Here is an 11,645-nt window from a genome sequence, read left to right as displayed (position 1 = left end):
AATTCGAGAATTTCATTACACCATAAAAGGTTTTGACAAAGCGCCAAGTGCGGTTCAAAAAGCCAAAGACAATATCAAAAATGCCAATCTTGACGAATACATTTCTATTGAGGAACGTAACTTTTTTGACACCGAAAAAACATCAGAAGGTAAGTTGCACATGGTTTTTAATCCGCCGTATGACGAGCGATTGGACATTCACATGGAAGAATTCTATAAGAATATTGGCGATACGTTGAAGAAAAATTATCCTGGTACAAACGCTTGGTTCATCACAGGAAATCTCGAAGCTTTGAAATTTGTAGGATTAAAACCTTCAAGAAAAATCAAACTTTTTAATGCCAGTATCGAAGCAAGATTGGTTAAATATGAAATGTACGAAGGTAGTAAAAGAATGAAGTTTGCTTCGCCAGTTCGCCTTGAGGGATCGGGTCAAAAGACGGATGGCTGTTAGTTTTGGCAGACATTTTAGAGAAAAAAACTGAATAAGAAATGACGAAAAAATTAGTTAAAATCGACATTGAAATTAAATTAGGAAAGAAATATAAAGCTTGTGACAGGTTAAGAAATTTAATTAACGAAAATCCAAATAATTTAGAACTTTACGATAAACTTGCTAGTGTTTATTTTGAAAGTGGATTTTATGATGCTGCGGGAAAATATTGGATTTTAATTGAACCGAATAACGAAAATATAAAAAAATCCGTTGATATTTATAAAAAATCTGTAAACAATTCAGGTACAAAAATTTTGCAGGACTTAAAATTTAGAGGAAATAAAAACGAACTAAATGAGTACGCAAAAAGTCAACTTGAATATTTAGAAAAAGATAGTTTTGAACGTTCAAAATATGTTCCCAGTTTTGAGAAAGAAAATTATAAGTATAAAATTCCAAGAAAAAATAATCAAACTTTTAAAGATAAAATATTTGAGAAAATTGTACTGGCAATTTTAATTTCTATTTCATTTTTAATAATTTTAGGAATTGTAAAAGTATACGAATGGTTTGTAAATTAAATTGTTGAAAAACGATCTGCCAACAGCAATTCTAAGAAATTGGGAGTTTTTGGCATCCCGAAGCTTCGGGATAAATTTTGTTTTGTACTTTTGATTTTCAGTGCTTAATCGAAAGTTTGTGACTTACAAATCCCCAACCTCGCCAAGCGAGAATACCTATTTTTATAAACCCAACTCATAACGCATAACCAATAACTTAAAAAAAATGACAAAATTACAAGTACGCGCATTTCTATACCAACTGGGTTGTTTTGCTATTTTATTTATAGGATTTCGATTTTTAATTGATAAATATACTGCCTTGCAAGGTTTATGGATTCCTTTGACAGCATTTGTAATTGGAACAATTTTATCTCCTATGTTTCAAGCTGTAAAAACTAAAGACGGAGAGAAACTTTTTATAAAATGGATCTTTTTAAGAGGAGTAAAGGAGATTAAATAATTAATTTAATCCTTCGACAGCTAATTCAACAGCTTTGGTTGCGTATATTTCGGTAGTGTCAAATAAGAGGTGATTCGTATATTCATTTGTTATCAATAGGCTAATTTCTGTACAGCCCAATATAATTCCTTCGGCACCTTGTTGTATTAAATCTTCGATTATTTCAAGGAATTTTTTTCTTGATTCTTGATTTATAATTCCTTTTACTAATTCTTCATAGATTATATTGTGAACTATTTCCCGTTGATTTTCATTTGGAATAATTGTTTCTATGTTGTGTTTTTCTAAAATTCTTGTTTTAAAAAAATCCTGTTCCATAGTAAATTTGGTTCCCAAAAGGCCTACTTTTTTTACATTAGAATCTTTGATGGCATGGGCAGTTGCATCTGCAATATGAATAAAAGGAATAGTAATGTTATCTTCGATTTCTTTGGCTAGTTTATGCATGGTATTGGTACAAAGCACAACAAAATCTGCGCCGCCTTTTTCTAATTTTCTCGCAGCATCAATCATGATAATGGTTAATTCGTCCCAATTATCAGTATGCTGTAAGGGAGCAATTTCGGCAAAATCTACAGAATACATTAAACATTTAGCGGAATGTGAATCGCCAAGTTTTACTTTTATTTTCTGGTTTATAGCTTTATAAAAAACAGATGAACTTTCCCAGGACATTCCACCTATGATTCCTATTGTTTTCATTTTTTAGGAGCTGAATTTTTGAGTTTTACTTTCTTTTTATAAATAGGCACAAAATAAGTAACCGTGTAGTTTATTCCTGCTCCAAAATTACCATTGTACGTTCTATTAAATCCCGGAATGTATAGATTTTCAAAATTATTGGGTTGTTTATTCGAAATTAATCGATTGAACCGAAGACTGAAACCCACAAATACATTGTTAAAAACTTTTGCTTTTACACCTGCAACTACTTCAATCCAACTGGCGGTTAATCCGTTGAACATATCGCCAGAAATCACTACTGGCACTTCTCCAAAATAGGGATTTGGATTGTAAATTTTATAACTGTTTAATTCTTGACTAAAAGTACTTGCGCCATAACGTAATCCAATAGAAATTATGTTTTCCATATTCAACCAGTTTTGATAGGCATTGTAATCAAAACCTACTTTTAGATAAGTTCCCTTGGTTGTGAAATTTAAGCGATCATCATCAGTGGTCTTGTTTTCGTTTCCGATTTCGGCAGCCAAAAAATATTTTTTCGTCAACCGATAATCTCCTACAAACTCAATTCCTTTATATTCATTATCGTATAGAGAACGAGTTAATTTATACAAATCTAGCCCTACGCGAAGACCATATCGGTCTGTTTTTATAGGAATTGAATCATTTTTTTTCTCCTCTGCAAGTTGATTGGTTTCTTGTTTTGGAGTTTGAGGTATACTCTTTTCTGTTTTGGAAGTTTTAGTTATTTTTTCGGATGAAGTTGTGTTTTGGGCTTGAGCCAAAAACAAAGACATTAAAAAACTAAAATTAAAAAAATATTTTAATGTGTGTTTCATTTTCGTTTTCTATGTTATTTTTTACAACCGAAATAGATTTTATCCATAATAAATCGGGCACTGTAGCATCAGTTAGTGTATATGGATTTGTTGGGGTTAAATTAAAAATGGTTTTATAACCACAAGCTCTTGAAACAAAAATATCTTCATGCGCGTAATTAAATATGATATTATCCTCGTTTACAAAGAGCGTATTTCCAAAATTCAAAATAAATTTAAAACTGGTATTATTTTGGGTCGTTTTTAAAGGAATAGAAATAGTATTTGCGCTCGTTGTTGTACCAGAACTAAATACAACTCCATCATCTATTCCTTCGCCAATAACTTTTAGATTTGACACATTTTTTAGAACACTTGGGTTTAAAGCATCATAAAATCTAATAACAATTCGAGGTGTAGTGGCAGTATTTGCATCGCAAATATCATCCTTTTCGCAACCTGAAAAGGAAATTGATAATACTATTAATAGGAAGACTATTTTTTTCATAAATCTAAATTATCTTAATTCCAAAAGTACAACATTTTCGACATGATGTGTTTGAGGAAACATATCAACAGGTCGTACTCGAGTTACTTTATAGTTGTAGTCCAATAATGCCAAATCTCGAGCTTGTGTAGCCGAGTTGCAACTTACATACACAATTTTTGATGGTGCTATTTTCATGATTTGTTCAATAACGGCTGCATGCATTCCGTCTCGTGGCGGGTCAGTAATAATTACATCGGGTTTACCGTGTTGTGCGATGAAGCTTTCGTTAAAAACTACTTTCATGTCACCTACATAAAACTCACAATTCGTGATATTATTTCGAACGGCATTTGCTTTGGCATCAATTATGGCTTCGGGAACACTTTCTACTCCTATTACTTTTTTGGCTTTTTTAGAAACAAATTGCGCAATTGTGCCAGTTCCTGTATATAAATCATATACAATTTCATTGCCAGTTAATCCTGCAAAATCTCGTGTTATTTTGTATAATTCGTAAGCTTGGCCGGAGTTGGTTTGGTAAAACGATTTGGCATTTATACTGAATTTCAACCCTTCCATTTCTTCAAGAATGTAATCTCGTCCTTTGTATAATTTGATGTTTTGATCGTATAAAGTGTCGTTCGCTTTGTTGTTAACCACATATTGTAGCGAGGTTATGTGCGGAAATTTTTCGTAAATATGGTCTAAAATCAATTCTCTACTGGCTTTGTCATTTTCGAAAAACTGAATCAAAACCATAATTTCACCTGTCGAAGCGGTTCGCATCATCAAGGTTCTTAACAGACCTTCGTGATTTCTTGGATTAAAAAAAGTCAGGTTATTTTCATTGGCGAAAGCCCGAACTTCATTTCGAATTGCATTAGACGGATCTTCTTGTAAATGACAGTTGTTGATGTCCAAAATTTTGTCCCACATTTTTGGAATATGAAAGCCCAAGGCGTTTCTATTGCCTGCAGAGAGGCGATTAATCGCGTCTCTATCTTCTAACTCGATTTCTTTTTCGGTAAGCCAACGACTGTTCGAAAACGAAAATTCCATTTTGTTTCTGTAGAAAAATTGTTTTTCTGAACCCAAAATCGGTTCAAACTCGGGAAGTTCTATTTTCCCGATGCGTTGCAAGTGATTTAATACTTCATTCTGTTTGTAGAATAATTGCTGGTTGTAGTTCATATTCTGCCATTTGCAACCGCCACAAACTCCAAAGTGTTCGCAAACAGGTTCAATGCGGTGTTCTGAATATTCGTGAAATTTTACCGCTTTTCCTTCGTAATAGGCTTTGCGCTTCTTGAAAGTTTGTACATCGACCACATCGCCTGGTACAACATTGGAGATAAAAATTACTTTTCCGTCTGGGGCTTTTGCTACCGAAACGCCTTTTGCACCTGCATCAAGGACTTTTATATGATCAAAAACGATCTTGTCTGTATTTTTCTTTGCCATCGCGCAAAAATAAGCGTTTGGATGGTTTTATAAATTCAAATTGCCAAATATTTTTGAAAAGAATCTATTTCTATACTAAAAGATTCGAAATTAACACTGAAATTAGCAGTAAGGGATATCTTATTTTAAATGGATTTAAAATAAAAAAAAATTAAATTATAAATACAGAATTAAATTTTTTACGTATATATTTACTATACAAACAAATTACTTTTTTTATGAATTTATATCGAAAATTATCAAAAGTCAGTTTTCTTCAAAATAGTTACGCATACAAATTTCTTTTCGTCACGTTTATTGGTATTCATATTCCTTTAATTGGGTTATTGTTTTTTGTTTTATTTGGAGATCAATCAGGTTCCGTTCATTCGATTTTATTTTTTACCTTACTTCTAACTTTGATGGCTACTGGAATTACTTTATTTGTGCTAAAAAAATTGATAAAACCTATTGAAGTAGCTTCAAAAGCACTAAATAACTATAGAAATAATAGAGTTATACCTGAATTACCTATATTTTTTAAAGATGAAGCTGGATTGTTATTGACTAATATTCAGAGATCAATTATTGATAATGAAAACTACATTAATGATAAACAGGATTTAGTGTATTTGCTTTCTCACGATTTAAGGTCCTTTGCAGGAAATTCTCAATCGTTAGCCCAGCTTATTTTAGAAGAAAATGCTTCAAATTCGATAAAGGAATATGCAAATTTGATTTGTCAATCTACGCGTCAACAGTTTGAATTTATTGAAACGTTAATCAACCTGATGAAAGATGAAGATGAAATTTCAAAAAAAGTTCACAGTACTAAAAATATTCAATTGTCAACTATTTTCAATCTTGTATTTGAACAAGTAGGGCAAAAATTAACTGCTAAAAAAATTGAACTTAAAACAGAAATTGAAATATCTGAAGCTAGAATTATAATTGATGAAGAATTATTGATTCGCGTCATAGTGAATTTAATTGATAATGCTATCAAATTTTCTTTTCCAAATAGTGTAATAAAAGTACGAGTTTTTGCAGAAAATGGAAAGATTATTTTTGTCATTTCTGATTCTGGATTGGGCTTTAACCCAGAGTATAAAGAGGAGCTTTTTGAAAAATTCACTAATAGAAGTAAGCTGGGAACTGCTAATGAGCCATCTACAGGAATTGGGTTGTATCTCTGTAAAAAAATAGTCGAAAAATACAATGGAAATTTATTGGCTGAAAGTGAAGGAATTAATAAGGGAGCAAGTTTTTCTATTGTTTTTGAGAATGTATAAAATACAATTCCTTAGTTCATTCACTTGATTTAACTTCCTTAAAACCAAGTTTTTTGAGATATTTGAAATAGTTCGAAATATTTCCTTATGCAACGATATTTGTATATCCAGCATCAACAAATTTTGTTTAAGCTTGAAGTAAACCTATTTCCGACTCTTCAAGTCTTTATATGCAGGTAATGCATAATATAAACCCACATGAAGTTCCGTCTCATTTTCCCGATGAGCCAAAAATAATCCAGCAACTGACATTTTTTTTAGTATAAAAAAAACTAACAGTATTCATATTAGGATTATAAAAAAATCAGGAAGTATTTTTTGAATTCGATCATATGAAAACATAAAAATCGTTTCAAATACTCGCTTTCAGCATTAATTTCAAGTATCTCAAAAGGCTCACCTTCTAATAATAATTTTTTTAGTAAAAATACCGTTATCTGTATTGATTTTTAAGGTGTAAAGTCCCACTGATAAATTATGAACTTTTATCGTAAAATCGGCACTAGTAATTGGATTTACATAGGTTAGTACACTTCTGCCATCAATTGAATAAACAGTAATCGAGTTGATATTATTTTGAGAATGAATACTTATAATCTCTGAACTTGGATTAGGATAAACTACAAGATCGTTTTTAATTTCAAAATCTTCAAATCCTAATGATTTATTTGAATAACAACTTTGCGGCACCGAATTTTGAGATTTAATAAGATTGGATATTTTACTATTGGCATAACCAGAGTTGGTAGTGAAATTGTAAAATGACAAATCAAGAGTATCATTATTAGCTCCAAACCAATCTTGTAGAATAGTGCTAAAAACACGTCGATAATCATGTTGAACGGTTTGAATTTGATAATTATTTCCCGCAATCGCTTCGTTAAGATTGATGTTGGTGCCTGAAATTCCAGGAGCAATCGAACTTCCAAAAACAAACATAGGAGCAATTTCACCGTGATCGGTTCCAAGATTTCCGTTTTCGGCTGCTTTTCTTCCAAATTCCGAAAAGGTAACAGCAACAACATCGTCTCCCTTATTTTGACTATTCAAGTCGGTGATGAATGTTTTTATGGCTTCGGAAACTTCGGTCATTAAATCAGCATGTTTGCCTAAATGCGACGTTGTATTTGAAGCAACTTGTATATCATGTGTGTCAAATCCGCCTATTTTAACTAAATATACTTTGGTTTGCAAACCACCAGAAATAAACCGAGCGACTGTTTTTAGCTGGTTTGCCAAACTCGTATTTGGATAGGTCAAAGAATTAATGCCGTTATTAAATGCAGCCGTTATAGTTTGGGCATAAGTATTTGATGAAGTATCATTGTCTAAAATATAATGCAATAAATTACCGTATTCAGAATTTGGAATAGTATTAGGTGCTGCTCCGCCCAATCCATTTATTACTGAGTAAAACCCCGAAGGATCTTGACCGTTTATGTTTAATGACATTCCATGTTCGACTTCGCCATGAAAACCCAAAGAATTTTCGCTACTTCCCAATTGAATTCCCAAAGGGAAATTAGCTTCGAGATAATCAGCATAATAATTTTCTAAAAAACGGCCGACCCAACCACTCTGTGAGACATTGTTTGCTGGAGTTCCATCACCACCTGACAGCCATAAGTCAGTAGATTTGAAATGTGATTTGTCTTGGATAGGATAGCCCACACCTTGAATTACCCGCATTAAACCACTGTCGTACAAACTTTTGAAACCTATTAATGAAGGATGTAAGCCAACTTGGTCAGCTAAACTTAGAGTAGTATCTAAATTAATTACACCATTAATTCCTGTATTACTTAATTTGATGTTTGGACGCAAGCTGGCGTATTTGTCGTATTGATTTAAGGGTACAAGTGTATTTAAACCGTCATTTGCTCCAGCTAATTGAATTAATACAATTTTTTTACCGTTGATGTTGGGACAGGTTTCCATGCCTGCGGATTTGAATAACGCAAAGACATCAGTAGGCAAGAGGCTTAATACGCTTGCTGTTGACGATAATTTTAAAAAGCTTCTTCTTTTCATGATTTTTCTGCTTTAGAATAAAAAATAATTTTTTGTTTTGAAAAGTGCATTAAAAAATTTGTGATTCTGGAGCACTCAAAATCTTTGTAACCAATAATTTCAACCTGGGTTCCACCACCGAATTATTATTAGTGGATAAATAAACACCCCAAGCACTGGACCAATAATAAGCTTCAAGACCTTGTAAAAGAAAAGAGTTCATAAAATAATTTATTCTATCGGCATCAGGAACTTGAGCAAAAAGAGCGTTACAAAGTTCCGATGTTAATGTGTAAGCATCTGAAGCATTTGATATTAAATTACCGTTTTTGATCACATCCGAAATGTTGATTTTTGCCTTAAGATTTGCGTTTCCACGAATCCTGTTAAATCCATCCAAAAGAGATTCGCCCAATCGGTATTTTGAAATTAATGTTGAGGATGAAATCCAATTTTTGTCAAAGCTAGGCGATTGATAATAGGCAGGATGACCCGCTACGTTTTCTGGATCAAACAAGATCATGTTGGCTCCAGATAAAAAAGTATCATGAACAAAGTTACCCCAAAAATTAACATAGAACTCGTACGAATTAGTTGTTGGGTCCGGAATAGTGGCTTTCAGGTAAGTTACAATTTCAGAAATTTGTTGAATAGGTGATTTAATAATACCACCAAGAGTTTCATCGGTTGCATTTGAATCATCTAAATCATAAAAATGCTGGCTTTCTAATAGTTTTCTGATAATGGGTGTTATTTCATAACCATTGTTGAATAAATCGTTTGCCAATGGTGTTATAATGTCAGTTTCCACTTCAGGAGAAATAGTGCTTTTTACAAAATAAATATACATTTTTCTACAAATATTTTTGGCAGTAGCTTGTTGATTAAAAACCATATCAACAAACGAATTCAATTCTGTATCCATACCAATCGCATCTGTTGCAGATGCAATTGAGGTATTGCCAAAAGCCGAGCTAAAAACTTTGAATCCAGTGTTGTCGTGGGAAGAATACACATTATATCCTTTTGGAATTCCTGTTATTGCATCCACAACAGTTCTATCATTTTTTACTCTAAAACCAGTCAGTACTCTGGCTGCTTGAACAATATCAGCCTCGGTATAATTAGTGTAATTTCCTGCTGCAATTTGCGGTCCTTTTCCAATGGTGAATAATTCCAGAAATTCTCGAGCATAGTTTTCATTTGGTGCAGATTTGCTATTTGAGGTATTATTCAAATAAATAAGCATAGAATTATCTAGAGTCATTTTTTTTGCTAAAGATTTGTAATTTCCATTGGAATAAAACAAAAGCAATCGGATGTGATCATAAAAATAAGTTGCTGCGCCACAAATACTTTTTTCGACCGTAAATCTTGTGGAAAGAAAGTGACATAATTTGAATTTCAATGTGGGACTGTTGACAGCATTAAACCACCACCAACCGGCTATGACGGAACGTTTTCTGTTTTGATTATTAAAACTTGAGGGAATATTTGTAGATTCCGTCCAAAAACCATCAGGTGCTGTCGTTGGGGTTGGGTCATAAGGTAGTGGTAATGCTAAAGGCGCATTTGCGAGTAATAAATCTAGTGCTTGTGATGGTGTTAGAACCGAAAATTGATCAATTATAGTTTTCGAATAAACAAAACTGGCTCTTCGTAATAAGTGTTTTGCAAAAACGGTTCCAAGCACATTTAGATTTGGGTTTAATGAAGCCATAAATTCCTTGTTTAAGGTTATTTGACTTCGAATGTATAAAAAAGTTTAATTTAATTTTAAAATAAATTTTTTTTTCGATGAACTACACAAATTGGATTCTTGAAAAGAAAGTTACTTTAGGGTAAGTAAAATGGCTTTCTCTAATAGTGGATTCATAACTTCATATCCTGTTTTATTGGGATGAACTCCGTCATCTGAGTATCTGGAGATTAATCCTTTGTGCTCGTTTACCATTACCGAATAATAATCTAAATAAACAATTTGATTAGAATGAGCGTATTTTTCTATCATTTTATTGAGAGTCACAATTTTTTCTGCGGGTTGAAGTCCTTTTTTCCATGGAAAATCAAAAGCAGGTAACACAGAGCATAAAATCACTTTGATATGGTTTACCTTGGCTAATTCAGCCATAGAAAAAATAGTTTTGGCTATCATTTCTACTGTTATTGGTCCTGTATTTTCTGCAATATCATTTGTTCCTGCTAGAATAACCACAATATTTGGTTTTAAAGCAATTACATCAGTTCTAAACCGTAACAGCATTTGAGGGCTTGTTTGTCCGCTAATACCTCTATTTACGAAGGGTTTTCCAATAAAGAAATCAGGGTTTAAAGTTGACCAGAATTCTGTTATAGAATCACCCATAAGAACAATTCTTTTTGGCTCGGGTTTTAATGATTTGAGAATTGCATTTTCGTTTTGATACTTTTTTAGATTTGCCCAATCTTGAGTTTTTGCATTTTGTACCATAAAAATTGATAAAATGAGTGTGAAGTATATTGATTTTATTGTACACATCTAACAATAATTGATTTTAAATTTAGCTTAAAAAAAATAGTAGTATCAATCAAACAAATCCGAAGACAAATAACGATCTCCACGGTCGCAAATAATGGCTACGATTACACCTGATTCAAGTTGATTTGCTAGTTTTATTGCCACAGCAACAGATCCACCACTACTCATTCCAGCAAATATGCCTTCTTCTAATGCTAGTCTTTTGGTCATTTCACGTGCTTCTTTTTCGCTGACTTCAATAATGGTGTCTACTTTTGAAGCATCAAAAATTTTAGGTAAATATTCTTGTGGCCATTTCCTAATTCCCGGAATTTGAGAACCGTCACTGGGTTGTGCTCCTACGATTTGAATTTGAGGATTTTTCTCTTTTAAATAAGTAGAAGTTCCTATTATGGTTCCTGTAGTTCCCATGGCCGAAACAAAATGAGTAACGGTTCCTTGAGTATCAATCCATATTTCGGGTCCTGTAGTTTTGTAATGTGCTTTCCAGTTATCTTCGTTTGCAAATTGATTCAGCATAACATAACCACCTTCTAGCATTTTTTTATCTACATAATCTCTAGAACCAATAATTCCTAAAGAAGCAGGAGTTTGAATCACTTTTGCGCCATAAGCCAGCATCGTTTGAGTGCGCTCTTTAGTAGAATCTTCCGGCAGCACTAATTCAATTTCAATCCCAAATAATTGGGCGATCATAGCTAGGGCAATTCCAGTATTGCCACTGGTAGCTTCAATCAGTTTATCCCCTTTTTTTAAATCACCTCTTTCTACCGCAGATGCAATCATATTGTATGCAGCGCGATCTTTGACACTTCCTCCTGGATTGTTGCCTTCAAGCTTTAATAAAAGTTTTACATTCTTATTTCTCAAAAGATTAACACTTTCTACTAGAGGAGTATTTCCAATTAAATCTACTAATTTATAGGCTTTCATG

Annotated in this window: 11 protein-coding genes and 1 pseudogene; 4 read left to right on the top strand and 8 right to left on the bottom strand. The window is 32.7% G+C overall.

Annotation, left to right across the window (positions count from 1 at the left end; translation table 11 throughout):
• The 3 genes and pseudogenes from RMO53_RS03560 to RMO53_RS03550 all read left to right on the top strand — a co-directional run.
• A pseudogene (locus RMO53_RS03560) lies at nucleotides 1-454 on the top strand (hypothetical protein); the annotation flags it as partial.
• Between the two features lie 38 nt (nucleotides 455-492).
• Entirely contained in the window at nucleotides 493-1,017 is a 525-nt protein-coding gene (locus RMO53_RS03555; protein WP_310378110.1) for a DUF6584 family protein, read from the top strand.
• A 205-nt stretch (nucleotides 1,018-1,222) separates the two neighbouring features.
• Nucleotides 1,223-1,459 (top strand): hypothetical protein, encoded by a 237-nt coding sequence (locus RMO53_RS03550; RefSeq protein WP_310378108.1) that lies wholly within the window; start codon nucleotides 1,223-1,225, stop codon nucleotides 1,457-1,459.
• Here the strand turns inward: RMO53_RS03550 and RMO53_RS03545 are convergent, their stop codons facing one another.
• From RMO53_RS03545 to rlmD, 4 genes are read right to left on the bottom strand one after another with little or no spacing between them, the layout of a single operon-like run.
• Nucleotides 1,460-2,161, bottom strand: a complete 702-nt coding sequence (locus tag RMO53_RS03545; protein ID WP_310378107.1) for an aspartate/glutamate racemase family protein — start codon at nucleotides 2,159-2,161, stop codon at nucleotides 1,460-1,462. It lies immediately after the preceding gene.
• Nucleotides 2,158-2,982: a DUF6048 family protein gene (locus tag RMO53_RS03540; RefSeq protein WP_310378106.1), complete on the bottom strand. Its 825-nt coding sequence runs from the start codon at nucleotides 2,980-2,982 to the stop codon at nucleotides 2,158-2,160. The genes RMO53_RS03545 and RMO53_RS03540 overlap by 4 nt, the downstream gene beginning before the upstream one ends.
• The gene (locus RMO53_RS03535; RefSeq protein WP_310378105.1) at nucleotides 2,954-3,469 is read right to left on the bottom strand and encodes a DUF6452 family protein; all 516 of its coding nucleotides are present in this window, start codon (nucleotides 3,467-3,469) and stop codon (nucleotides 2,954-2,956) included. Before RMO53_RS03535 ends, RMO53_RS03540 begins: the two co-directional genes overlap by 29 nt.
• A 9-nt stretch (nucleotides 3,470-3,478) precedes the next feature.
• On the bottom strand, nucleotides 3,479-4,912 hold the full coding sequence (gene rlmD, locus RMO53_RS03530; protein WP_310378104.1) for a 23S rRNA (uracil(1939)-C(5))-methyltransferase RlmD: 1,434 nt from the start codon (nucleotides 4,910-4,912) through the stop codon (nucleotides 3,479-3,481).
• A 401-nt stretch (nucleotides 4,913-5,313) separates the two neighbouring features.
• Between rlmD and RMO53_RS03525 the strand changes: the two genes are divergently transcribed.
• Complete coding sequence (locus tag RMO53_RS03525; RefSeq protein WP_310378103.1) at nucleotides 5,314-6,183, top strand: HAMP domain-containing sensor histidine kinase; 870 nt, start codon at nucleotides 5,314-5,316, stop codon at nucleotides 6,181-6,183.
• A 396-nt stretch (nucleotides 6,184-6,579) separates the two neighbouring features.
• Here RMO53_RS03525 and RMO53_RS03520 read toward each other — a convergent pair whose 3' ends face one another.
• From RMO53_RS03520 to cysM, 4 genes are all read right to left on the bottom strand, one after another.
• A complete protein-coding gene (locus RMO53_RS03520; RefSeq protein ID WP_310378101.1) occupies nucleotides 6,580-8,214 on the bottom strand; it encodes a DUF1501 domain-containing protein in 1,635 nt (544 codons plus the stop codon).
• 49 nt (nucleotides 8,215-8,263) lie between these two features.
• Complete coding sequence (locus RMO53_RS03515; RefSeq protein WP_310378099.1) at nucleotides 8,264-9,913, bottom strand: DUF1800 family protein; 1,650 nt, start codon at nucleotides 9,911-9,913, stop codon at nucleotides 8,264-8,266.
• A gap of 111 nt (nucleotides 9,914-10,024) precedes the next feature.
• Nucleotides 10,025-10,711, bottom strand: coding sequence for an SGNH/GDSL hydrolase family protein (locus RMO53_RS03510; protein ID WP_310378097.1), 687 nt, complete (start codon nucleotides 10,709-10,711; stop codon nucleotides 10,025-10,027).
• A gap of 45 nt (nucleotides 10,712-10,756) precedes the next feature.
• Entirely contained in the window at nucleotides 10,757-11,644 is an 888-nt protein-coding gene (gene cysM / locus RMO53_RS03505; protein WP_310378095.1) for a cysteine synthase CysM, read from the bottom strand.
• Between the last annotated feature and the right edge of the window lies 1 nt (nucleotide 11,645).

The organism is Flavobacterium sp. (assembly GCF_031409475.1).
Taxonomy (GTDB): Bacteria; Bacteroidota; Bacteroidia; order Flavobacteriales; family Flavobacteriaceae; genus Flavobacterium.
Note: the sequence above shows the minus strand (reverse complement) of the source record. Positions and strands in the feature narration are given on the sequence as shown.